This is a genomic window from Edaphobacter sp. FHG110511_03 (assembly GCF_059115365.1).
This window is the reverse complement of the sequence record NZ_JBZYWL010000001.1, coordinates 1,210,411-1,234,658: the sequence shown is the minus strand read 5'-3', so window position 1 is coordinate 1,234,658 and position 24,248 is coordinate 1,210,411. Positions and strand designations below refer to the sequence as shown.

Genomic DNA, 24,248 nt, shown 5'->3' with positions numbered 1-24,248 from the left:
GCACCCGGTTTTCATCCACCACCATCAGGCAACGGTCTTCCTTTCCGCGATCTCCTATCCAAGAGCGAAAGGACATCCATCATGGCTACCAAAACTCCCGTAGGAACTCCCGTTGACAGCAGCTCCCCCGAGACAAAAAGGCATGGCGTCGAGCCCTCCGGGCCACGCAGCGATAATCCTGCAACCGCAGGGCCTGGGCCGACTTCGGTTCGCTCCGGCACCCCGGAGAACGCCGAGGGCCACATCAATCCTTCCCCAGAGGACAGCAACGCCACCCCGGGAACTACTCCGGAAAAATAGGGAAAAAGCTAATACTCCCTTGCCATCTCCTTCCTGAGCGGAGCAGGATAGACGCATCAAAACGGGCTCCGAAGGTCTGCGCATAGACATTGCGCAACGGAGGAAACCATGGCTACACCTGCACCACCACCTGCTCTCGACGAATCGAAGCTCAACGCCTTTATGAACCAGGCCGTTCAGGATATGGGAGCGGCCATGCACGCTGCGCTTGTGGTCGTGGGGGACAAACTTGGACTCTACAAAGCCATGGCCGCGGCAGCAGTACCCATTACGCCGTCGGAGCTTGCTGCGAAGACAGGCACGAAAGAGCGCTACGTTCGGGAATGGCTTAATGCAAACGCCGCCTCCGGCTACATCACCTACGATCCAGCGACCAAAACCTACGCTCTTCCCCCGGAGCAGGCCTTTGCTCTAGCTGTGGACGACAGCCCCGCCTTCCTTCCCGGAGCCTTCCAGATCATCGGTTCCATCATGCGCGATGAGCCCAAAATCACCGACGCCTTCCGCACCGGGCGCGGTATTGGCTGGCACGAGCACGATCCCGAACTGTTTCAGGGCACCGAGCGTTTCTTCCGGCCCAACTACGCTGCCAACCTTATCTCGCAGTGGATTCCCTCGCTCACCGGAGTCAAGGAACGCCTTGAGACGGGTGGCCGCGTGGCCGACGTCGGATGCGGGCACGGGTCTTCGACCATCCTTATGGCCAAGGCATTTCCCAAATCGACCTTCTTCGGCTTCGACTATCATCCGGCGTCGATCGAATGGGCGCGGAAGGCCGCGGAAAAAGCCGGCGTCGGTGACCGGATCACCTTCGCGGTCGCCGCGGCTAAAAGTTACCCGGGAATCGGCTACGATCTTGTCACCTTCTTCGACTGTCTCCATGATATGGGTGATCCGGCCGGAGCAGCCACCCATGTCTGCTCCACACTGGCCGCCGAAGGTTCCTGGATGATCGTCGAGCCCTACGCCAACGACAAGGTGGAAGACAATCTCAATCCCGTCGGGCGGATCTACTACTCGGCCTCGACCATGATCTGCACCCCGGCGTCGTGCTCGCAGGAGGTTGGCCTGGCTCTGGGAGCGCAGGCCGGCGAGGCTCGCATGAAGGAGGTCGTCTCCTCAGGCGGCTTCACCCAATTCCGCCGTGCGGCCGAGACACCATTCAACCTGGTCTTCGAGGCCCGGCTTTAAGGTACGACGGGCCGAGCGACAAAAAGCGTCTTCGGCCCATTCCACTCATGTAGTAGCGATTCCCACTGGTAGGATCTTGAAATTTGGGGATCGCCAAAAGTGGAGGCGTCTCGGACTCGGAGCAGCATGGGGGAATGCCGCTATCGTGCGCTGCTCCGGAGGAAATGTCCACAGGCTCCGGAGACCGTGCGCAAACCTGAGCGGCTATGCGACACTGAAAAGGCCGAAGGCGTTACTGACTCCAGCCGCCTCGCATCAGCAACCTTTGCGGGCCTGTAGCTCAACGGTTAGAGCAGGGGACTCATAATCCGTTGGTGAGTCGCCCCAGAAGGCTGTACAATCGTTTCAACGGCGAGGGCGATAAAAGCCTGGAAATAGCCGTAAGGGCCTATAGCTCAATTGGTTAGAGCAGCGAACTCATAATTCGTTGGCTCCAGGTTCAAGTCCTGGTGGGCCCACCACACCATTCGAAATTAGCCTTTCGGTACAATTGCGGTACAGTGCTCGGTTCAGAGCACTGTACCGGAGGCTTCATGGCGACCATTGTTAAGACTGATTCAGGTACATGGAAAGCCCTCATCCGGAAGGCAGGATGGCCCTCCACGGCAAAGACATTTCGTACTAAGAGGGACGCCGAAGATTGGTCCCGCCGGACCGAGGACGAGATGGTTCGAGGGGCTTATATTCAGCGAGCTGGTGCCGACCGCCTCACTGTTGCTGATGCTCTGGCTCGCTACCTGGTTGACATCACTCCAACCAAACGACCGAGCTCCCAAGTTTCCGACCGACAGCGAGCCGCGATCCTCACGAAACATCTCGGCAAATACTCCTTGGCTGCCGTGACCGCAGAGGTAGCAGCGAAGTTCAGGGATGCCCGCCTCGCAGGTGAAGACCGCAAGGATGGGAAGGGCAATCCGCTTCCTCGTTCGAATGACACGGTTCGTCTTGATCTCGCATTGCTTGGACACCTGTTTACTGTCGCGATCAAGGAATGGGGCGTTGGGCTTATCGCAAATCCGGTCATGAACATTCGTCGGCCTTCCCCGACACCTGGCCGCAACCGGCGCCTTACTCTGGAGGAGGAGAATAGGCTACTAAGCGCCGTTGCTGCGCATTCTAATCCACGGTTGAGTTGGATCGTCCAGATCGCGTTGGAGACTGGGATGCGTTCTTCTGAAATCGTCGGCCTCCGGCGTCCTCAAGTCGACCTTGATCGCCGCATAGTCCGTCTTTCTGAGACCAAAAACACGATGCCACGTACAGTGCCGCTAACGAGGAAGGCGGCGGATATCTTCCGACAGGCTCTCGATCACCCGACACACCGTGACACAGACCTTGTCTTTTCGGGTGAGCCAGGCAAAGACGGCAACCGGCGCCCTTATGAATTCAATGCTGTATGGCTCAAGATAAAGCGCGGACAAGGACTCGCGGATGTTCGCTTCCACGATCTTCGTCACGAAGCGGTGAGCCGTTTTGTTGAGTCGGGCCTTTCAGACCAAGAAGTGTCAGCGATTAGCGGGCATAAGTCGATGCAGATGCTCAAGCGTTACACTCACCTGCGGGCTGAAGACTTGGTGGGACGATTGGACACCATGAGCGAACGGAAGGCTGCCCGTATGGAGGAGCAGGTCAGGGCGTAACGAACTGCTCCGTCTGTGTCTCGAGCGGACGATCCAATCTGAAGCATGTTGGTACCGAATTCAAAGCTGCGTGCACCGCTTGGCGAGACATGCCTAAGTCCATAGCTATCGCTGCTTGTGAGTGCTGGCTTGCAGTTCGCATCACGATCTCTTTCTTTCGATCAGTGACATCATGCTCCACCAGGTGCCACGCTATCCTCGCAAGTTCAAAATGTTCATCTACATAAAGCTGCGATCTTGCGATAACGTTTCGGGCGAACAAATCTAGTGATGGGTTAGAGGCCGTTCGCACTTTCCGTTCCCCAAATTGAACATGTGCGTTGAGGCGGCTGAACTCCCGCCGATAGATCCAAACCTTCGCCACTCTGGACTCGTACGTTGATCGATCGAGATCGGGCCGCCTGCTTCGACGCCAAGTCCCGTCCTGCTGTTGAGGCCTGTGGTGTCGGCAAAAATCAGAACTGAAGTGCGTGTTGAACTCCTCACCCCATCGCAGAGCGGCCCAAAGCTCCGATCGCCGGGGACACAGCCGGCAAGTTTGCCGATGGCGCACAGCCGCGATTTCACAAAGCTTTCCATGCGTTGAGTCGCTTGCGGTGAAAAACTCTTGCGGATCGCTTCCGCTTGGTTTTTCTAGATCGATTTGGCTCGTTCCCCACCACGGCGGGACTAGCAAGATGTTTCGATGGACGGTGCATCTAAGAGTGCTCAGGCGTAGCAGTGTTTTCCACGGACCATCGTCTAGGGTGTAGCCCTGCCGATAGGCCTCGACCTCTGTGAGTCGATTGCACAGCCCCGCGCCAGGACCTAAGGCAAAGTCACAAAGTGGGCTGTTCAATTCATCAGTATCGAACTCCATCGCGGTCTCGTAACCGTTCAGGAGATCACGATCAAGATCGCCAAACCACTCTGACCTGACAAGTCTTTGTTTGTAGTCGGGCGCCACCAGGTTTCCCCTGGCTCTACGTTGCAGAGCCGGATCAGGCAGAAATTGCCGGCAGAGGCCGAGTACGGCAATGATGCTGTCCAGACTGGCGATAAGCTCTTTCTGCGCTCGGTGCCACTCTAACTCTGCAGGAGAGTTCATTTCGTCGGCAAGTCCATTTCGCGAACAGTCGTCGCCCATCATCTCAGCGGTTATCGCCGCGATCACCTGCAACCCTCTGGCAGCGATGGCCTTTCCTAATTGGTCCAAGCCGAACTCTGCGGCCCGCAGTTCTTTCTTTGAACTAGAACTTGTCCGGACATCGATTCGTAGAAGCCGTTCGAGCTGATCCTCAAAAAAGGGAATTTTCAGAGCACGAACATACTGAGACCAACCTGCATCAATGGTGGTTGCTAGGGATGATGCCGGATTCCAGCTTGGCTTTTTTGCGAGCCGAGCGGTTCTAATTTCAGAGAACCGTTCAATCGACGCCGCAATAGAGGTGTTGCACCCCTTCCAGGAGCAGTAGTGGAACGGTCGCTTTAGTCTGTCTTCACATTCCTTGCGTGTCAATCTAAAACCCCAAAGAGTGAGATTAGCTTAGCTTTTCCCTAGCCTTCGTTCAAGTACGGGGGGCTTTATATGACTACGGAAGAGATACTGATCAAACAGTTTGGAGCGAGTCTTTCTCTGCCTGAACTTGCCTTGGCTCTAAAAAGCAAGAGCGCAAACGCGATCCGCGTACGGATGCACGGCAGAGACGAGCAAGCTGCACGGCTACGTGCTATTCGGAAGAAGGACGGCCGGCGAGTCTACTTTAGGGTGCAGGATGTAGCCGCGTTTCTTGATCAAAGGCAAAGTGCCTAGCGTGCGTCCAAAGCGGAATGCCGAACCATTTCTTGAGGCTATCCCGGACCCCGGCCAGGCCAGAGACCCTATCCAGCGTGCGTGTCGTACCGAGAAGGCGCTACCGCAGTCACGCCATCCAGAACAGCTCATTCAGGTTCGAGAAGCATCTCAGGATGGCTCTTTGGGGCACGATCACACGGGTATGGATCGGCTCCCAGTCGCGCAAGTTCTCGTAGGCTATCCTGTTTCGTGCAGCCCAACGGCTGGACCTCGAAATCACAAGACGGAAGCTCATCTAGCGAAGACTCGGCGCGCCAAGTCTCTGGCGGAAATACGTGCAGAACGAGATGCTAATAGTGGCGACGAGGAGATATTTCAACTCGCCCAGGCGCTCATCCTCTGCGGCTTGCCCTACGAAAAAACCGATCAGATTAGGATCACCAGGACGGCCCGAATTGGCGACGGCAGTGTAGTTTCAGTTACTTTCACCGTTTCCTCTAAAGATGGTGAGATGCCTTATGGGAGCGATCGCTCGCTGCTCCATTTTCTCTTCAATAAGGCAGTCAAAAGCAATTCGCGCTTCGTGAGCTGGGAGACTGCAACGGAGTTCTTGAAGGCTATGGACATCAGCGATGGTGGCAAAAACTATCGTGATCTCCGGGCACGTTTCGATCGTATTCGGGGCCTGGTTATTTCTGTGGAGCGTCAGACCTCCGCTAGTCGACAGACTGAAACCACGCCCATCATCCGGCGCTCTAATCTGCCCACGAGCGTCGACGTTCGCGCCGCAGAGCAGGGCCAATCGTTACTGCCGATCGGTCGCACATCGATCGTCTTCGGGGTCGAACTCGATGAAAGCTTCTTCGAGGATCTCAAACGCTATCACGTGCCCGTCCCAGCCGCGATCATCAAGACCACCCGAAACAAATCCCAGCTCCAGGACATAATGCTGTTTCTGCACTGGCGGTCCTATGCCGCTAAGAAGCCCAGCCTAATCCAATGGCAGCATTTACGGTTGCAGCTTTGGCAAGATGACGCCACGCACCGACGCATCAAAGTCCGGTTTGCCGAGGCCATCAGAGCGCTGCGTGTTCTCTGGCCGGAACTACAAGCCGAGGCGCTAAGAACCGGGCTGATGATCGGACCGCCCTTGCGAGGTCGGTACCTGATTCCGCAAGCGGCCGAGGGCCGTTTGCTCAGTCAATGAGCAGCAGGGTCTGGTCCCGTACTTCCGGGCACGTTTCAACTCACGACGCCTTACAGCGACTGTACTTCCAGGCCCCCCTATCTCCACAATCACTGTGAAAAGAAGGCATGAGGCATCCGTACTTCCGGGCACGCAATTCCGTACTTCCGGGCACGTCCCCCCGTACCTCCCGGCACGTTGTTCCGTACTTCCCGGCACGCTTTACCAAGCCCAAATATAGGTATCAAGATGTTCAAGAAGATCAAGATAGAAATCAGGATTTGAACCCTGTGCAACCGTGGAAAAATTCCAATCCAATAATGCGGAGCGCAGCTTGCGGCGCTATCGATTGGTTTTGCAACGGCAGTGTCTACAAACAGCGCCAGCAACAAGAACAAGAGTTTCTTAGTTAAGTGTGTGGCGGCTTGACGGTCGTGGCTGAGATTGAAGCCCTTCTAGATTGGACAGGAAGGCATCAAGAGCAGCCCTCAAGCCTTCGCGAGGCAGCAACAAGGTACCCCGAAACCGTCATCCTCGCGGCCTAGGGCCTCTGGCGAAGCCAGAAACTGATTTTCCCTTTTGTGCGCCTGTGCTTCGCGGTGTGGTTAGGTTTCAACTCTTGATCTCGGGGAAAAGCCGAGGTTTTCTAAAGCTGCACGGCCCTGCGCGAACAGGGCCGTCATCTTCGTTGAAGGTGGAAGAAGCTATGTTGCGTCTCAACATCCATTTCAAGTTTGCAATCCATCCACCGTTGCGGTGGAATGCCACCATGTTCTACTTACTTTGGAGATAGGTGGAGCTAAGATTTTCCAGTGGGGTGGAGCACAATCGGAGGTAATGCAAGCAGTATATTCGGCAGTGACTCTCGAGGCTGACGAAATCGACACCAATCCATCTCGCCCGCACCGGCCCTACCCGCCGTTTGCCTTCCACGGGTGGCTTCGTCCATCTCCGATTCGACGAGTGCGTCCCGGCCAGATGCTCATCACTACACGAAGCGTTCTATTCAACCCCGAAGAAACCGCCGAAGAGTCGCGCCAAACTCTTCTGTGTTTGTCGCAATCTGAACTTTTTCAAGCCGGTCTGTGCTTCGACCCTTTCCGAAAGGGTCAACCCATGCATGTCCGGACCCAACGCATTCGGGGGCAATTGGTATTCTCTTCCCGCCAAATTGATCGACCCTTTGATATCCGTGCCCGAGATGTTAAGGCAGCTCAGGGCATCAGCAAGCGTGAATGGTCCATCAAAGGCGTTCAGCCAAAGGACGAATGGAAGCGTCCCACGGACGTTCATCCGTTCAAAACCGTACTTGCTCGATTCCAATCTGTATCGCATCAGCGGGACATGAAGCATCCAGTTCACCCGCTCCTCGAGCCGATTGTCTTTGATGTACTGCAAAAAAGGGCCATATCCGATCGGCCCGCAATCTAGGATCGAGATCTCAGCGCGGGATTCAAAGACCGGGTCGAAGTCGATAGCCCCTCTGGTCTCATAGTCGCCGTGCTTCCAAAGCTGTTCCACGTTGAGACTCTTGTAAGCCCTCAAGTTTGCCCAATACGGATCAGAGTCGAAACAGCGTAGATCGCGGCCATCCTGCTTGAAGTAGTCCGCCAGTAGACCCGCAAGATGGGTCTTCCCCACACCCCCAACGTTGCTGTGAAAGACGTGAATGGACGGAATGGGCCTAATCATTGGATGATAAATACCACTCGTATCTTTATGACGCGATTGCTCAAAGTAGGGGCTGGCGGTTCCTTGATCTGGCCCTAGCTGTACTTGGCCGTCTTTATGCATCCCAATCCTGACTACCGACGCTCGTCCGATACAGGCTTCTGAGGTGTGCGAAGGCGGAGACAAGAATCCGTAGCTCCGAAGTTCCTAGTAGATTTCCGGCTAAAGTGTCAGCCCACAAACCTATGAGAACTCCTCCCCAGATTGGCCGACCGGCGGGACGAAGGGTTTTATCCGATTGCCCTCAGCGTCTAGGATGCCCAAGCGGACAAGTTCATCTTGTTCCCTCTTGATCTGAAGAAAACCCACCGCAATCACTGCATCTTGCCTTGTTCGGTACTCTGCCGATTCTTCCGGAGCCATCCGAGGGAGCCGTACACGGGAACTTAGATTACTTGTTGTCATCGTACCTCCTCAACATACATTCGGCTTGTGTTTGCCGTTCATTCTGCGGGGTGACCTATGTTCAGGCCCGGCCCCGAAGCGACTGCTCCATCTGACGGTAAACTGCCGTGAACGCCCCGGATGAATTCCTTGGCTTTATTTAAACTGGTCTCTGCGTCCTTACCGGCTTCTGCCCACGCAGGAGGAGGCGGCGTCCCAACCTCCCTCCCCGCTACTGGCAAGTTAAGCTTACCCGTAGTTCCGAAGCCTGTGGACGGCGGAGGAGGTGTACCTACGCCGCCTGATCGGGATGCTCCAGCGAAACTACCAGTTGCTCCACCAACTCCGCCAGCACCTGATGCCGTAGCCGGGGCGACACGGCTACTCCCAAAGGCCGCCGATCCTGCTGCTGTACTTGTTGCGCCGCCAGCTCCGGCACCAGTTCCAGCCGCAGCTCCGATTGCCCCAATGCTCGCTGCCCCCGTTGCAGAAGTCGTGGTACCCGCAGCCGATGCAACATTGGCCACGGCAGCAGCTCCGGCCGCTGGAGCACCCACACCCGACAGCGCCGCCGCACCGGCCAGTGTAGCTGTAGCCGCAGCCACGCCTACGCCGATTGCATCGCCAGCGCTAGCCGATAACGTTCCACCAATCACATTGCTGACCAACTTCGGAACTGTCCAGCAGATCACGGCGTACATCGCAATCTGTGCCGCTAGAGCCCACGACAAAGAGAGGTTCGCACTTGCTCCGTTTGCCGCGACTTGGGCCGCCGCGATCCATTGAGTTGCGAACTGCTGGCCAAGACCAATGACCAAATAAAGAACCATCAAACGAGAGCCGATACTTATGACCTGGCTCACATATTTTTCGGCGTACGACGAAGTCCACCGAGATCCTCCAAACCCTAGGAATATATAGCCCGCGCCAACCAACAAATAAGACTCCACCATGGCCGTTACGAAGTGAACCGCGATGACGCCATAGGAGATGAAGATCACAGCTGCCGCAAAGATCAATGCCAAGCTGCCTGAAAAGCCCGTCAACAAAGACGTTGTGTTTGCCGCTGCATTCAACAGGGTACCCGCAATCGTAGCGCCCATCTTGAAGATGTCCGATGGATTGAGAGGCGTTGCTGTGCCAGATGCAGTGCCCCCGATCTGTACAAAGCTTTGAATGATTCGTGGAAACCATTGTGGAGCCTGGATCAATAAGGCATAAAAAATGCCGACCACCATCACCTTTCTAATGATCGACGCGACGAGAGCTTGCGCGTCTGATTTCTCCAGCGCGACTGCGATGCACGTCCAAGCGAAATCGACTGCCGCCAGCAGCTTGAAGAGGTCAAGTGCAAACGGAAAGATCGCATTCTGCCAATTGACCGAGGCATCCGCGAAGACCTGCAACATCCCCTGTGGGTCTGTTGTGCCCTGACCCAAAGCGGACCTAACCAACAAGCCCGATCCGATTCCCAAAACTGCCAGCAACACCTTACGTCGTGAGATCTTCATGGTCACTATTTCCCCTCTGCTTTATCGATTTCTGTTGCGGCGTTCTGATCCCCGTTCTGCGTATCCATGCGCTTCATCGTTTCAAGATCTTCGAGGTACTTCACCCGATCTCGACTTGCGACAGCCTGACAGACCTTTCCTTCCTCGCTCACCATCCAATCGGTGTCCCGAGGTTTGTGCTTGGCAACACACAGGGCTTCGATTCGAATTGCTAACCGGGCATGGAGGTCGAAGAATCTCATCAGAGAATCAACTGGGATCTTCTGCACCTCTCCTGAACCTGCAATCTCCACTTGACGCACAATCTCGGAGGATCCAGTGGGACGACAGCCAACCAGCACAAATAGAGAGAGTGAGACTATTGCTTTTGCGGTCTTCATTGAACGTTCTCCATTGTTTGCACTCCGGTTTTGGCTAAGGTATGAGCCAGCCCGTAACCTCACCATCGGAACCAGGATTTACAAAACATCCCTTGACCCCCGTCTTGGTTTTCTGTATCTCCCAACCGGGCTGGTCGCACCTGACCAGGTGAGTCAGATCCCCGTTTCGGTCCAGACGGTATGCACCTTGCCCCGCAGCCGTTGAGGCCCAGCTTGATGCCTCTTTAGCATCCAAGGCGGTGGCATATCCCACATGTTGTCCATTGGTGTATCCGCAGTAGAAGGCAACTGCAACGATAGCCATTCCGGCGCACGACGCGGCCCCTAACCATTGAAGCCAACTCTTCGCCGCCGCATGACGCGCGACGGCCTGTGCCGACCTCGCAATCTGTCTTTCGGCGGATGCCACAACCGCCGAACTCACGTTTTCCTCGATACGAGCCTTCAAGGTGTGCAACTCTGCCTCGGCAGTTTCGCTTCGTTGACGGATGGCTGATTCGAACTGTACAAGTGTCTGTTTTGTTACCGCAGTCAGTCGCTCCGGCAGCGTTTCCGTGAGTTCCAGGTGATACCCGAGAAGGAAGACAATGTTCCATACCGCGTCGTTTTCGCGAATGCCGAGCTCCTTAGCCAAACGATTGAACCTATTTGTTTCTTCCGGTTTTGCTTCTCTTCCGTAGACCGCCAGGAAAGCCGTTTCGAGGCTCATGGCAGCACCTGTTCAAAGACCACGGCACATTCCTTTACCCACCGGTTTACCTCAGCTCGATTTCCCAATGGTGCGTTCGCGATGACATGCTTAATGGTGTGGCGGTCACTGTGCAGTTGGTCGGAGATGCGATCAGCTACATCAGGGAAGTTGAACGTCTTGCCCTTGGCTTCGATGGAGTCGCGGATCTTTGATGCGTTGTAGAGTTCGAATTTTCGTTCCGGACCGTGATACAGATTTCTCAGTACATGGGTGGTGCCACCCTGCATAGCGTCAAGATACTCACGCATGAGTTGCAAGCTGTCACGTTGCGAGTTGATTACCCAAAGCGTTACCAACTCTCTATCGAGCTCTTGAAGAGACTCGGACAGAAGCATACCGTAAAGCTTCACTCCTTCACCGCTGCGAGCCGGAGTGTTGATCAACGCTATCTTTTCTGGATGTTCCGCCAGGCGGTTTGTAAGATCCATCCATCCCTCCTTTTGGTCGAGGTTTAAATAGAGCGTCTCCACGCTCTTTCCATAGACTTTTCCCACATCAGGATTCGCTGTGTCCGCTTCAACCAGAAGTAGTTTCTCGTCGCGTTCCAGCAAGTAATGCACTGCAGCCATGCAAACAGTGCTCTTTCCGACGCCACCCTTCGAGCCGCTAACCATACAGACTTTCCCAGCCATAATGGCCTCCTCAAATATTGATTTCGTCTTCCGTTACGGTGAATGTTCCTTTGGGTTTAGGAGGTTCCTCTCCAGGCGCTTTGCGATCCGATTCGGCAGGTTTTCGAATTGATATTCCCGAAAGAGGGGAGATGCTGGCAGGTTTCTTGGACTTGCGACCAGGCTTGAGATACTGTCGTGCGGTTGAGATTGTCATTCCGATACCAATTCCCTTTAGGTCGTCGAGCACCGTTTCGAGCGAGTGTCCGGCAGCCAGAGCTTCCTTCGCACGTCCTCTGAGCTTTAGGAATGCATCTCGCCGGCTGTAGCTTTTGGGTGATGTGAGAGGCGGCTCCGCTATGCGTTTATCTAAGAGCGCAAGAGCGGCTTCGATCATTTCTTCTGTGACTATTTGACTCTTTGCCATGCCCCATCCTTTGCGTTACGGCAGGGTTCGTAAGAGCAACGTAGCATAGATGAAAATCACATAGAGCCCTCGTCAATGCAGGGATTTTGTAATGTAGCGTAGAGCTTTCAAAGGGACCGTAATTGGGCGTAAGAAGCATTGCGAAAATATTTTTCGCGGTTTACGTTGGAATAACTGCAGGTGCTGATTACGCGTCGCATTGTTAGTTACGGAATAAGTGGTGATAGAGCAGTACAGGATGCGGGTTGTCCGTACACATGCTTGCCGCATGGTCCGATCAACCCGTTGCCTCTGATGCTCCGCGCTACGCTTGTCTCATCCGGGCTCATCCTGAAACCATCGGGGCACGCTTCGCATAGGAGAAATGCAAATGTCGTTCACAGCACGGTGTAAGGATCGAGCCAGCTCGCGCTTTGAGATGCGCCTCTCTTCGTCAGAACGGGAACAATTGCGCGACGATGCAGATCTTGCTGGGATCAGCATCAGTGAGCTAGTTCGGAGGCGCGCTCTGGGCAGACCTCTTCACGCAGCAATTGACCTCACCATGATTCGTGAGCTGCGTCGTCTGGGAGGGCTACAGAAGCACGCGATGAACAAGCTCATGCAACATCGCGGAATCACAGATGAGTGCGTCGCGACAATTAAGGCATTGCGTAGTGCTGTGGAGCGAGTCGCTAACAATGATTGTTAAGCACATTGGCAATCCGAAGGCGCAGTCAAGTAAAGCAGTCCGTATTGGCAGCCTTCTCGATTACATCAAGGCAGATGCCCGCGATGGCGGACAAAAGGCTGAGTATGTTGCCGCAAGTGGCAACTTCTATTCGGACTCTCTGCAGGGACAGCGCGCGGAGATGATTGCTCTCGCAATGGAGGCCACTCGGAGCAAGGACCCTGTAGACCACTGGCTGATGAGTTGGAAGGAAGGGGAACAACCTACACAGGGACAGTGCAAAGAGGGCGTCGAAATATTGAAAAAGCATCTCGGAATGGACAGCGATCATCTGGCCGTCTACGCTTTGCACCGCAACACCGGGAATTACCATCTGCACATTGTCCTCAACCGTGTCGATCCAAACTCAAATCGGGTTGCGGATAAAGGCTGGTGCATCGATAGGTCGCACAAGGCGATAGCCGAGATTGTGCATGTCCAGGGTTGGGAGCAGGAGGAAAACGCACGCTATGTCGCGAGCAGCAGCGGCGAGATGTCCCTGGCTAAGGTTACTCGTGAGCGAGGACCGGGGTCGAAAGTGCGAGACCATGAGAACGCGACTGGGGAGAAATCTTGCGAGCGCATCGCGATAGAGAAGGCAGCGCCGATTCTGGCCAATTCAAAAAGCTGGGAGCAGGCGCATAAGGACTTGAATAGTGTGGGGATGCAGTACGAGTTGAAGGGTAGTGGTGCGCTGCTCTGGGTGAATGATCAGCCGGTAAAGGCTTCCGTAATCGGTCGTGAATTCAGCCGGAAGCGAATGGAGGAGCGCCTTGGTGTCTTTCAGCCAAACACTCGTAGCCTTCTGACTAACCACTCACCTCGGCAGACGGAGTCTATTGGCCGTGATGATTCGGGACGTTGGGCCGAATATCGTAAGGTTCTGGGAAGCCATAGGGAGGGGAAGGAAGCAGCACAGACTCAGCAGCGGATCGAGCATCGCGTAGGGCATGAGGCTCAGTTCGCCGTGTTTCGGAAAGAGCGTAATGAACTCTATCGGGAGGGAAGATGGTCAGGGGAGGCTCTCAATGTGGCCCGGAGCCTGATGGCTGCCGACCACGCGAAGCGGAAGGCGCAACTCTCGGAGCAGCACAAAAGGGAGCGTGACGCATTGCGATTGCAGTTCGGTAAGCGACAGACCTTCGAGCAGTTTCTGGTGGCCCAAGGCGAACAGCAACTCGCTAAGGCTTGGCGCTATCGGAACACCTCAGAGGCAGGTGCGGCATTGTTTGGAACCGGCGAAGCGCAGCCTTTGAAGCACGACATTCGAGACTTTACCGCTCAGGTACAGCTCGCACATGACCGGCACAAGGGAATTCACTACGCCAAGCACGATTCAACTGAGATCAGCTTCACCGACCGGGGGAAGCGTATCGATGTCTGGCAGACGAGTGATGAGGCCTCAGTATTGGCCGCTCTTCAGTTAGGCGCTCAGAAATGGGGAGTCCTAACCATCACAGGGCCAACCGAATTTAAACTGCTATGTGCGGACCTGGCCACAAAACATGGGATCAAAATCAACAATCCCGATCTTCAGGAAGCAATCGCCAAGTCCACCCGCGCATCACAGTCTCCGCCGGAGATACCTAGTGGAGCGACGTCTCCAGACATCTCCTATCGCTCTCACAAAAGAGATATTCTGAACCGGATTGAGGTCCCGAATCCGTCGCGGCTCGACTGGATGATCGCTGTGAGAATGCGCGTAACCGGCCACGACCAGAAAACAATCGCTGTGGCGCTTAGAGATAATGCGAATGAGGGTCGTGCGGCAGAGAATCGCAACTGGTCGAACTACGCAGACCGGACGGCCGAAGCTGTCTTCGGCCCGCGTGGCGACCGTGAAACCGCTACGAACAAATCCAGAGCCCTCGCGTGGGCGCGGGTCGAAGGCAGGGACCTTACTCGGGACAAAGCTATGCAGCGGCTATCCTCTCAGCGAAGTCTCAGCATGCAGCGAGAACGTGGCGGACACGGCATCGGCGAGTAAACGCGCCGGCTTTGTCGCGATCACCTAAGGCACATCTAAACATTGCATTTCTGCCGTCTCGTAGAATAATTGCAATGTATGATCCAGCGTGTATTCAAAACACCGCTTGTTGAGCCTTTGGCACGGTTTCCAGCTGTCGCATCGTCTGGTCCCAGATACTTCGTCAAAACGACGCTCGCTCTGAGTCTCACTGAAGACACTGACGCTTCGCCGCTTACCTTAGCTTGGAACCTCCGGCAGCAATCTACCGAAACCCTGGCAGGCAGAATCGCTTACATGGTGCTGACTCCATTCAATGCGGGTAGGTTTTTGAGGCGCCCGCATATAGCATTCTTTAGTGTCTCTAACTCAAGGCCCCCGCAGCAATATGTATAATTAACTTTTGATATAGTGTTTTGATTTGGCAACCCTTCGACACGCCAACGCCCACAGAGTCAAGCGACTCTGTGCAGAAAAAGCAATCCCGTGTGGGTGATTGCATGATCGAGTCAGCATGCAGAAAATTCGGCAGTTGCTACTTCCTCGAGACCCTACAAGCCTGGACGACCACGCACGCGGGGCCGAGAGGAATCGCCGTGCTGTGATTACCGGCAGTGCAACGACTCTTGCACGCGCCGTACAGGTCGGGACCTCTCTCATTACTGTCCCCCTTACACTGAAGTATCTCGGCAATGAGCGCTTCGGGCTGTGGATGACTATCAGCTCTGTGTTAGCGATGGCCACATTTGCAGACTTTGGCGTGGGCAATGGCGTGTTAAACGCCGTTGCCAAGGCCTTCGGAAAAGATGATCTGGAGGGAATCCGCAAGGCCGTCTCCAGCGGCTTTGCCCTTCTCAGCTCCATCGCGGCTCTGCTCCTGCTGTCATTCTTCGCGATCTATCGGTTTGTCAACTGGGCCGATTTTTTCCGCGTCGTTTCGCCGCAGGCGAGATCTGAGGCCGGGCCAGCCCTCGCGGTCTTTGCCGTTTGCTTTGCACTCAACATCTCAATGGATGTCGTACAGCGCGTGCAACTGGGGCTGCAGCAAGGCTATCGCTACGGCCTATGGCAGTTGTGCGGCAGTGCGGCTGGACTCATTGGCGTGCTGGGCGGCATCTACCTCCATGTCGGCCTTCCCGTGCTGGTTGTGGCCATCGCTGGCGCTCCGATCTTTGCCACAGCGCTGAATACTCTCCATTTTTTTGGCTTTGTACGGTCCGACTTGCGCCCAAACCAGAAGTTCGTAGCCCGCGATGCAATTTCACAGATCGCCAAGCTGGGCGGCCTCTTCTTCGTCCTCCAAGTGGTCGTTGCGGTTTCTTTCTCCGCAGACAATTTCATCGTGGCCAGAACGCTTGGCGCGGTGAATGTGCCAGAATATGCTATCCCCCAGCGCCTCTTCGCGCTCATCACCATGATGTCAGGGATGCTGGTCACGCCCCTTTGGCCCGCCTACGGCGAAGCCATCTCCCGCGGTGACTTGGTATGGGTGCGGCGCACACTTCGCCGCTCTCTACTCGTTGTCTTAGGAGCATCCTGCGCAGCCTCATCATTACTACTACTCCTTGCGCCTACGGTCATCCATTGGTGGATTGGCTCGCGCATCCACCCACCCTTCTTTTTACTTCTAGGCTTGGCTATATGGTCTGTGATTGAGTGTTGTGGCACAGCTTTGGCTATGTTTCTGAATGGCTCAGCAGCAATAAGTTTCCAAATCTACATATCTATTACCTTTGGAATTGTATGCATTGCTTTGAAAGTCTTTCTTGTTAAGCATCTTGGACTAATCGGGGTGCCTTGGGCGACGATTGCTAGCTATATCCTGATTGAAGCTCTTCCGTGGATGTTCTTTGTTCCGCGCGCGTTGCGCAACCTGGAGTCAAAATCCCTAGCAGCGGGCGCTATGCCTGAGAAGGTTCAGAACACCCTTAAGTCCTGATTGTCTCCCCACTTCAACCATGACCAAAGGGTAAGCCACCCATACATAATCGTTAAGGCATTGAAATTGGGGAAGATGTGGTAGCTGCAGTATCGCAAGAGCTAGGGGATTGAGAACGGATAACCGTTTATGCAGCTCCTACTGCGCCAGACCCTATGGATTGGATATTGCGCCCATCTGCTGCAACCAGGTCTCGTTATACAGAGGAGCCAGTTCTCTGAGCATGACGTTCTTCCCAGTTTCGGTTTCAATTACGGGAAGATCTTGAATCGTTTTATAACGGTCATACGCTTCAATTTCCAATGCGCGCCCCACAACAAGAGATGAGGATCGAGTCTTCAAAGGATAAGCGACCACATTCTTCAGAGCGTCCTCTATCTGGGCCGCATAATCTTCGCGAATAAAGAATGCATTGTTCGCTGCCACAGTAGTTCCGAGGAACCTATATCCTTTTCGCGCTGCTAGAGAAGAGAGGGCCAGAATAGAAGCCCCGTAGTACGCACGGTCATGCTTCTGTCCCCACATGAACCCCGCATCATACGGAACGGAAATGGAGTGAATATTTCCAAAAATAGGGTTGTATTCGCAAATGCAGATGACTGGATGAATTACGTTGATAGCTTCCCATACCCAATAATCGTTTCCATCAATATCAACACTAAGAAGTCCGACATCTCCTGCAAAACCAGCCTGCAAAATCAATTCATTAATATTATCGCGAGTTATGAATGCGGATTTCGCCCTCAAGTTGTGCCGCCACTGTGACAGGCCTAGACTGAGATTTTCATTCAGTTTTGGGTCGCCGTCGATCACCAATCCGCTCCATAAACGATTTTCTAGAAGAAAACGTGTATTCGCTTCATCATAAGTTTCAACTCCGAACTCAACAAATGTATGGAGGCGTGCTGGCAAGCCTGCGCGTTCTATAAGCCAATCGATGATTCCATCTTCACCACATTGCGAGAAGACTCTGAACTCAACATCTGCCAATGATGAGATATTCTTCTGGGCGCGAACATGCCGGCTGGCTATGCTGCCTTGAAGCAGCATAGAATCATAAAGCATTTTTTTTATAGGCTGATTTAAAAAATTTCTTACGTGGCGAGCCTTGGATTTTAGAAGGGACTTGAGCATTCTCGTCATTGTAAATTCTGTGGGGATAACAGTATATGCTCTAGGGAATGTCATCAGATCGCCCAGAGAATAGAGGCAGCGAGATGAATAGCGGCAAGGAAGTTGCGACCGGTTTTGTCGTAGCGAGTTGCTATAGGGCGGTACAGTTTGAGTTTGGCGAAAAAGTTCTCAATCAAGCGATGTGCCTGTAGAGGTCTTGTTGTATGCGCGTTGTACTTTGCGGTTGACGGAGTCACCGCTGTTTGGACAGAGGTTGTAAATACGCTGGTCGGCATCGAAGGCTTTGCGGCCAGTACTGATTTGGCTAGCGCACGCGGCAACAGCCTCTTGATCCGCTTCCACTATCGTCCCGCAATGCGTATCGCTTTTACCGTCCGCCATTATCCAATCATTCGCTGAAAATCGGCTTCAATTAGGCTTGAGCGCCGACGAATTCGATTCACGATTTTGGCAACGCGGAACCTGGTCACCAACCGGAACAACACTTCGTTTTGCGGTTTCTTGCAAAAGAGGTGGTATGGTCCAACAGACAACAGGCTTCTTCCAAACCGGTCAGCCAGCAGTCGGAGCGCATCCTTCGTATAGAAGGCAATATGCTGGCCGCTCTTCGGTGCGTAATACCACCAATCCGACAGTCCAGGCGCTGGCTGTGGCACGATAAGAGTCGAGACAAATACGTTGTCCGACAGCTCCATCAATTTCGCCAGATCCGATACAGGATCATTCAAGTGTTCAAGCACTTCAAATGCTGTGAGGAAATCGAAGGTGGAACCCTCTTTGCGCTCAAATCCCCGGGCGTAGTCATTTGTTGCATGAAGATCGGACCAATAGAAATTGAAGCCGCGGTCCCGCATCAATCGCACAAAGACTCCGTGCCCGGCGCCAAAGTCGACGGCGCTGGAGACCTTTGGAAAAAACAGATTAAGAACAGCCGAAGTCAACTCACAGTTCACTAGATTTCGCTGCATGATTCCGACATCCTGATTGGCGATCGCTGTAGAATAGGCTTCCCCGAGCCAATATGGCTCTTCAGTCTGGATGAAACCGCATCCTTCGCATCGAAAGTACCGGACATCGAACTTTCTCAAAACATTGGTCTCCCCGAAGAAGGGAGAAACGCCGCCACAGATCTTACAACTGGCTGACAAAGTGTCCGCGCTTCGCACAACATTGGCCATCTACCCCTCCTTTTCCTTGTGGAAGGTCGCCATCTCAACATGGAGCATCATTCTGATGATCTGTTTCATGATCTTGTTAGGAAAGTACGGCCGTTTTCTCGTAGAGGGCCTGAAAACTCGCGGCTGTATCGCTGAATGAATAGTGAGATAGCACGCGCGTTCCCTTGCTGATAAGTTCCTGTCGCAGTTCCGGTTCGTCCAGGATCGTCTTCATCAAAGACGCTAACTCCGCTGGCGAATCGGGGTCGAAGTAAAGAGCTGCGTCAAGCGCTACTTCCGGCAGTGTAGTAGCGCTTGAAGAGAGCACAGGAAGCCTCGCCTGGAATGCTTCCAGAATTGGAAGACCGAAACCTTCGAATTTGCTTGGATATATCATGGCCGTCGCTGCACAGAAAATAGCTTGCAGTTCTTCAGAAGGGAGGAACCCGAGGAAATGCACCTGATCAGATACGCAAAGCTCTTGGGCCAGCTTGTCCAGCACCGAGCGATAATCCGTAGTCGTGCCGGTGAAGTAGACATGGGGTCTGCATCGCTGTTCGGACTTCAACAAATGAAGAGCGCGAAGGATGCTCTCATGGTTTTTATGTGGCCAAGTGACTGCAGGGTAGAAAAAAAAATGGTCTGGAAGAGCATATTTTTCGACAATAGCCCGACTTTCGGCCAGCGATGGAGACTTGTATGCTTGGAATACCGATCCCCAGGGAACCACCACCATCTTTTCTTCCATTATTCCGTAGCGATTGATGACATCCTGCTTGGTCCATTGCGCCTGAACACAAACGAACGAGGCACGATCACAGAACGTCCGATAATACCTCTCGCGTACAGCAAATTCTCTCTTGGAGAAAAATTGCGGATAATGCAAATGCTGCAGATCGTGTGGCTGATAAATTGTAGGACGATCTGTCAGATAGGCCATCTGGGTTGGAAAGTGGACAACATCGAATTCCTGTGACTCGACATAACCGTCGGAGACCGGTATCTGATCTATTTTGGTAGGCAGCTTGTGCCAAACAAAGCGAAGAGGCGCGATTGACTTAAGCGCTTTCTTGAAGAAAGAAGATTTTGATGCGGGCATAGCTGCCAGACTGCAGGGACCATAAACATAAGGTGCAAGCCAATTCTGCATCCCCTCCCGGACGATAAAGGTATATTCCTGATCTGCGACCTTCGAATCGGAGAGCGCCTTGGCCAGAGCAAGCACCGCTGTGCCGATACCTTGGTGAGGGTCTCCGATTCGGCAATCGATTGCGATACGGAGTTTGTGATCCATGTGCATTCAGCGTCTAACTCTAGCCAAGTGTACATGATTCCTCGGCGTTCGCTGAGGCTATGACGTCTGCATATGGGAGATTGAATAGGACAAAGATTCACAGGGGCGGTGAGGGCAGGCGGACACCTTGTGATCGTTTTGCCGCATTGGGGTCACTACACCAAACGTCAAAAATAGTACGCTAAGGCTTCGACCGCAGGGTTATCGCCGCCACCAATCATCCCCAGCCCGACGTTACAGCTTCCGACTGTGATCAATCTGAAAATCGACAGTGATCTACTTGCTGAGTCTCTCGCCGAATGAGATCGGAGGATCTCGGGAACCGTGATTTACAGGTGGCAATAGGCAACGATCACGGCTGCGAATATAGGAGTACGACCTTATGCCATGCGGGAAACTTCGTGAACGGTGCTCGCAGGGAAAACTTAGCCTTCCCGCTGAAAGCAAAAACGGCTTCGGCTGGATAATTGAAGGGAGCGGCACGCATATCAAGAGGTCGGAATTCCCCTGCTTGAATGTCGCGGTTACGCGCGGAGGCAGGCTCAATGCAATTGGTAATCAGAGCAAAGCGAAACCTTCGGACCACTTGCGACATGAAGCGGTGAATCATTTCATCCGGCAAGTGTTGCAGCACGTCTTTGACGATCAGCAAATCGGCGGTGGGCACATCGTTGAACTGGTCAGGTGCCAGCTCGAATCTTACGTTCTGGCGTCCATATGTAGCTCGGTTATTTTCTATCACGGATTGAGCGACATCGAGGCCGAGGTATTCAACGCCGGTCCAATCCATCCGCCGCGAAATCTGCCAATCACCGCACCCGAAATCGACGACAGTTTTGACGCTGTGTTCGCGTATAAAGTCCTGCACGAACCTCCGATAGCCTTCTGTCACCTTCGGCAACGAGCCGTGACCGGAGCCAAAGCCCCAAAGATTGTGGCTGTAGATCTTGTCAAAGGCGGCGGCGATAGGGGTATCAGGCATTCAGGCATGATAGCAGTCGCGTGGCATCCTGATGTGCCGTAATTTTCCACTGACGGATTCAACCTCGCGAAAGGCGTCGCGGGATGGACATTGAATAATGTCGAGCAACATCCGCGGCGGTCTTCTTGCCCTTCGTCACCATCTTCACTCCATCCGTTGGCGTGCAATGGATGCGATCAGCAGAACGAGGCCGCCATGCCGACCGTATTCCGGAACGGTACCAAGCAACCAAGCATATGCTAGGCTTAAGTGGAGGGCTGGCAGGTAGCATATGAATGCTCTAGCCCAGTAATCGAAGTTCGACAGAGCTAATTTGATGTAAAGTTCGTCCTTCCGAACGCCTTGGATTAGTGGAATCTGGGACTTAGCGAGCGAATACGGATGCAAGTACATTCCTGTGATCGAAGAGAACATGCCTCCATCACATTTTGCTGCAATGACTGGCGCATATTCCAAGTCCAATAGCTGCACACTCATCAGCTTTTCCCTGTTTCGATGAATTGCTCTAAATTACTGTCGCGCGAGAGTCAACGCTCAGAACTACTTGAGCCAGAAGCTCCGAGCCATCAACCTTGGTGCATGCAAGTATCGCAGTAAGCGCTCCAATGCCCTACTGCGCATTTGCCATGACCTCGGACGCCTCCGCCAATCAGGAATGGACTGGCCTTGCATACTATGCATCGCCGTTGGGCCGAGCGATCTGCGTGCCAAGCGTGGTTGATGACTATATGCGGGAGTGCATGGCACTGGAGGTGATCAACAGATTCGCCAACCGACGGATGGAAGAGTGTTTTGAATGAGCTCGTTGCGGACGCGGAGCGCCGCGATCGATTCGCTGCGACAACGGCCCGGAACTGACCAGCCGGGATTTCCTCGCTTGGTCGATCGAGCGGCGTGGCGCGGAAGTGGCGAGGACGCAGCAGTTTGCGAGGTCGAAATTATCGCTTGAACCGCAGAGGTTTGTGGATATGGCGAGATACTCTCTACGCGAAAGTTCTGAACTGAGGGTTTGCAAATCTTCTGTTTAGAACCCTTGAAGCATCATCGCGAGCCGGGTTTTCATACCCCGCCATTTGCATATTAACCAAGCTGGAGGCAAATGCGTCCAGCCGTAGTTTCTCTTGATGACCTGAAAAAACTCACAAACGTTCGCTTTTGTGTGGGCATCGGAAAGACCGCCGCCCTGATGGGAAGCTACCACCTGATCGAAAATCTCAATGCGGGCTCCGCTGCGCGCAAGCCGTTGGTTCGCGTCGAAGTCGGCAAATACCCGATAGTTCACGTCGTAAAACGGAAAATCCTCTCTCCTATAGAACGTTCCTTGGTGGTGCAAGGTGTTCTTGAGTCGTAACGCGATTCCACGCCTAGGACGAAACTCCTGCTTGCCATCGATCGAGACACGAAATGCCACAACATCTGTACTATTCGACGCGGCAGCCTCAAGTTCCCGAAACGGAATATGCAGGAGTCTATCACCGGCATTAAGATGTAACAGAAAGGTACCTTGAGCTGCAGCGATGCCTTTGTTCATTGCATCATAGATACCCTTGTCTGGCTCACTTGCCCAATAATCGATGACGGAATCGTACTGGCTTAGTAGCTCGAAGGTCCCATCTTTGGAGCCGCCATCAATTACGATGAACTCAACATTGTCCTTCTTGAGGCGAGCAACGCTCTCGATCAGATCTGGAAGATCTTCTCGTGCGTGAAAGACAACGGTAATGATCGAAACGAGAGGCTCAACAGCTGACGGTATTTCACGTCGTCGATGGTCCTCGACTCTCGATATCATCTGTACAAGTATAAAGGAGAACACTTGCTGGACATCCTTGATCAAGATCTTTGCTTTTCATCCGCCTTCGCAGGCGAGCTGTGGAAGGAAGACGAATGCTAGATATCCTGAGCGCAATCGGCCTGGATGCGAATCAATTCGTGGCTCTCTTCGTGATTGCCACAATTGTCTTGATTCTCGCTTATCGGCCATTTGTAATCAGTATTCTCGACCCGTTGAATGTGTTTATCGTCGCAATGATTGCGGATGTTGTTTTGATGTTCGGCCTGGACTGGAATTCAAGTGCCAAGATCGAGTTCACATTTTTTATTGTGTTTTTTTGGATTGGACTCACTTTCGCGGGGAAAATGTCAACAGACAATCCGACTATACGATTTAACGATGATGCTTTGTTAGAATTAGAGATTATCCTTTTTCTTGCTTTTGTAATTATCTCTATCGCAAATCTCTATCTCGGTTTTACTGCTGGCTTTCCATTATTGTCCGGTCAACCTAGTGAGGCAAAAGTCTCTACTTATACAGGAGGATTGGGCATGATTCGACACTTAGATCAGGGCCCTTATCTATTCCTTTGTTGCGGTTGTATCTTACTGATTGCCATCGGTCGAAAGCCGATGCTGGCGATGATGATGCTCGTCACCAGTTCCGCTTTTGTTGCACTCTCTGGCTCAAAGGGAGCGCTCCTGCCGATCCTTTTCGTGATGGCCTTTGTTATCAACCACAAAGGCCTGGGGGAAAGCCAGAAATATTCCAGCAAGCTTAGGAAGCTTTCGATACCTTCTTTTGGAGCAGCTCTCGCAGTTGCAACAACGGTATTGATAGTAGAAAACGGAGGGCTTGCACAGGGTATCGCAGCCCTCTCGAGAAGGATACTTCTCTTCGGTGATGTCATTTTGTTTTACTACCCTCGGCGCGGTGCCATACCAGAGTTAATGAACGCTGGCCCTTGGGATTATGCCCATTATTTGGTGGATCCTATTCTGGGGATGTTCAGAATAGTGGACTATGCGTCCATTCCCATCGCGCTCGGATCGATTATTGGCAATATGGAAAATGGATTCGGCCCAAATGCGCAATATTTTGTTCGCGCCGACATATTTTTTGGTCCTATTGGGGGCTGCGTCTATTGTCTCGCAATCGGCTACCTGACTGGCTTGTTTCGTAGGCAGTTCTTCACCTTCCATGCGAGAAGCGCCATGACTCTCACTTTCTCGCTGCTATTGGCAGTAGCTGCTATTAACTTGCCATTTGAATCGTCCCTGTTCGGGTCAATAGTTGTGGACACAGCCGTCTTCCTTTTTCCGTTATGGTGCTTCGCGCATGTAGCCACTTTGTCTACAATGGTTTCTGACGACCTACATAAGCCAGCGACACGGACTTAAGCGAAGA

General features: G+C 53.4%; 20 protein-coding genes and 1 tRNA gene. 9 read left to right on the top strand and 12 right to left on the bottom strand.

From position 1 onward, the window contains the following. Positions 1 to 81: 81 nt before the first annotated feature. From AC5S26_RS05000 to AC5S26_RS04985, 4 genes are all read left to right on the top strand, one after another. A complete protein-coding gene (locus AC5S26_RS05000) occupies positions 82 to 300 on the top strand; it encodes a hypothetical protein (protein ID WP_494183746.1) in 219 nt (72 codons plus the stop codon). A 108-nt stretch (positions 301 to 408) separates the two neighbouring features. Beyond that, a complete protein-coding gene (locus tag AC5S26_RS04995) occupies positions 409 to 1,491 on the top strand; it encodes a class I SAM-dependent methyltransferase (protein ID WP_494183745.1) in 1,083 nt (360 codons plus the stop codon). A 384-nt stretch (positions 1,492 to 1,875) separates the two neighbouring features. Continuing rightward, a tRNA-Ile gene (locus AC5S26_RS04990) sits at positions 1,876 to 1,952 on the top strand. A 72-nt stretch (positions 1,953 to 2,024) separates the two neighbouring features. Next, positions 2,025 to 3,131: a site-specific integrase gene (locus tag AC5S26_RS04985; protein ID WP_494183744.1), complete on the top strand. Its 1,107-nt coding sequence runs from the start codon at positions 2,025 to 2,027 to the stop codon at positions 3,129 to 3,131. Here the strand turns inward: AC5S26_RS04985 and AC5S26_RS04980 are convergent. After that, entirely contained in the window at positions 3,121 to 4,629 is a 1,509-nt protein-coding gene (locus AC5S26_RS04980) for a hypothetical protein (protein ID WP_494183743.1), read from the bottom strand. The two genes, AC5S26_RS04985 and AC5S26_RS04980, sit on opposite strands and share 11 nt — an antisense overlap. Positions 4,630 to 5,524: 895 nt before the next feature. On the opposite strand from AC5S26_RS04980, the gene AC5S26_RS04975 reads away from it, so the two are divergent. Next, entirely contained in the window at positions 5,525 to 6,112 is a 588-nt protein-coding gene (locus tag AC5S26_RS04975) for a replication initiation protein (RefSeq protein ID WP_494183742.1), read from the top strand. Positions 6,113 to 7,093: 981 nt separating this feature from the next. Here AC5S26_RS04975 and AC5S26_RS04970 read toward each other — a convergent pair. The 6 genes from AC5S26_RS04970 to AC5S26_RS04945 all read right to left on the bottom strand — a co-directional run bounded on the left by AC5S26_RS04970 (position 7,094) and on the right by AC5S26_RS04945 (position 11,886). Further along, entirely contained in the window at positions 7,094 to 7,885 is a 792-nt protein-coding gene (locus tag AC5S26_RS04970; protein ID WP_494183741.1) for a P-loop NTPase family protein, read from the bottom strand. 380 nt (positions 7,886 to 8,265) lie between these two features. Further along, positions 8,266 to 9,717 (bottom strand): P-type conjugative transfer protein TrbL, encoded by a 1,452-nt coding sequence (gene trbL, locus AC5S26_RS04965; protein ID WP_494183740.1) that lies wholly within the window; start codon positions 9,715 to 9,717, stop codon positions 8,266 to 8,268. A gap of 5 nt (positions 9,718 to 9,722) precedes the next feature. Then, on the bottom strand, positions 9,723 to 10,010 hold the full coding sequence (locus tag AC5S26_RS04960; RefSeq protein ID WP_494183739.1) for a hypothetical protein: 288 nt from the start codon (positions 10,008 to 10,010) through the stop codon (positions 9,723 to 9,725). A 121-nt stretch (positions 10,011 to 10,131) separates the two neighbouring features. Continuing rightward, a complete protein-coding gene (locus AC5S26_RS04955) occupies positions 10,132 to 10,806 on the bottom strand; it encodes a hypothetical protein (RefSeq protein WP_494183738.1) in 675 nt (224 codons plus the stop codon). Further along, positions 10,803 to 11,480: a nucleotide-binding protein gene (locus tag AC5S26_RS04950; RefSeq protein ID WP_494183737.1), complete on the bottom strand. Its 678-nt coding sequence runs from the start codon at positions 11,478 to 11,480 to the stop codon at positions 10,803 to 10,805. The genes AC5S26_RS04955 and AC5S26_RS04950 overlap by 4 nt, the downstream gene beginning before the upstream one ends. Positions 11,481 to 11,490: 10 nt before the next feature. Next, positions 11,491 to 11,886 carry a hypothetical protein gene (locus tag AC5S26_RS04945; protein WP_494183736.1) on the bottom strand — a complete coding sequence of 132 codons (396 nt, stop codon included), beginning with the start codon at positions 11,884 to 11,886 and terminating at the stop codon, positions 11,491 to 11,493. A gap of 364 nt (positions 11,887 to 12,250) precedes the next feature. Here AC5S26_RS04945 and AC5S26_RS04940 point away from each other — a divergent pair, with 364 nt between their 5' ends. The 3 genes from AC5S26_RS04940 to AC5S26_RS04930 all read left to right on the top strand — a co-directional run bounded on the left by AC5S26_RS04940 (position 12,251) and on the right by AC5S26_RS04930 (position 16,500). Continuing rightward, positions 12,251 to 12,577 carry a plasmid mobilization protein gene (locus AC5S26_RS04940; protein ID WP_494183735.1) on the top strand — a complete coding sequence of 109 codons (327 nt, stop codon included), beginning with the start codon at positions 12,251 to 12,253 and terminating at the stop codon, positions 12,575 to 12,577. Beyond that, positions 12,567 to 14,582: a TraI/MobA(P) family conjugative relaxase gene (gene traI, locus AC5S26_RS04935; RefSeq protein ID WP_494183734.1), complete on the top strand. Its 2,016-nt coding sequence runs from the start codon at positions 12,567 to 12,569 to the stop codon at positions 14,580 to 14,582. Before AC5S26_RS04940 ends, traI begins: the two co-directional genes overlap by 11 nt. A 493-nt stretch (positions 14,583 to 15,075) precedes the next feature. Then, positions 15,076 to 16,500: a lipopolysaccharide biosynthesis protein gene (locus tag AC5S26_RS04930; protein WP_494183733.1), complete on the top strand. Its 1,425-nt coding sequence runs from the start codon at positions 15,076 to 15,078 to the stop codon at positions 16,498 to 16,500. Positions 16,501 to 16,653: 153 nt separating this feature from the next. On the opposite strand, the gene AC5S26_RS04925 is transcribed toward AC5S26_RS04930, so the two are convergent. The 5 genes from AC5S26_RS04925 to AC5S26_RS04905 all read right to left on the bottom strand — a co-directional run bounded on the left by AC5S26_RS04925 (position 16,654) and on the right by AC5S26_RS04905 (position 22,904). Further along, positions 16,654 to 17,643, bottom strand: coding sequence for a hypothetical protein (locus AC5S26_RS04925; RefSeq protein ID WP_494183732.1), 990 nt, complete (start codon positions 17,641 to 17,643; stop codon positions 16,654 to 16,656). A gap of 371 nt (positions 17,644 to 18,014) precedes the next feature. Beyond that, the gene (locus AC5S26_RS04920; protein WP_494183731.1) at positions 18,015 to 18,602 is read right to left on the bottom strand and encodes a class I SAM-dependent methyltransferase; all 588 of its coding nucleotides are present in this window, start codon (positions 18,600 to 18,602) and stop codon (positions 18,015 to 18,017) included. Between the two features lie 286 nt (positions 18,603 to 18,888). Then, positions 18,889 to 20,085, bottom strand: coding sequence for a glycosyltransferase family 4 protein (locus AC5S26_RS04915; RefSeq protein WP_494183730.1), 1,197 nt, complete (start codon positions 20,083 to 20,085; stop codon positions 18,889 to 18,891). Between the two features lie 352 nt (positions 20,086 to 20,437). Beyond that, complete coding sequence (locus AC5S26_RS04910) at positions 20,438 to 21,067, bottom strand: class I SAM-dependent methyltransferase (protein WP_494183729.1); 630 nt, start codon at positions 21,065 to 21,067, stop codon at positions 20,438 to 20,440. A 1,024-nt stretch (positions 21,068 to 22,091) separates the two neighbouring features. Beyond that, positions 22,092 to 22,904: a glycosyltransferase family 2 protein gene (locus AC5S26_RS04905; protein ID WP_494183728.1), complete on the bottom strand. Its 813-nt coding sequence runs from the start codon at positions 22,902 to 22,904 to the stop codon at positions 22,092 to 22,094. A gap of 50 nt (positions 22,905 to 22,954) precedes the next feature. On the opposite strand from AC5S26_RS04905, the gene AC5S26_RS04900 reads away from it, so the two are divergent. After that, positions 22,955 to 24,241, top strand: coding sequence for a hypothetical protein (locus AC5S26_RS04900; RefSeq protein WP_494183727.1), 1,287 nt, complete (start codon positions 22,955 to 22,957; stop codon positions 24,239 to 24,241). Positions 24,242 to 24,248: the final 7 nt, after the last annotated feature.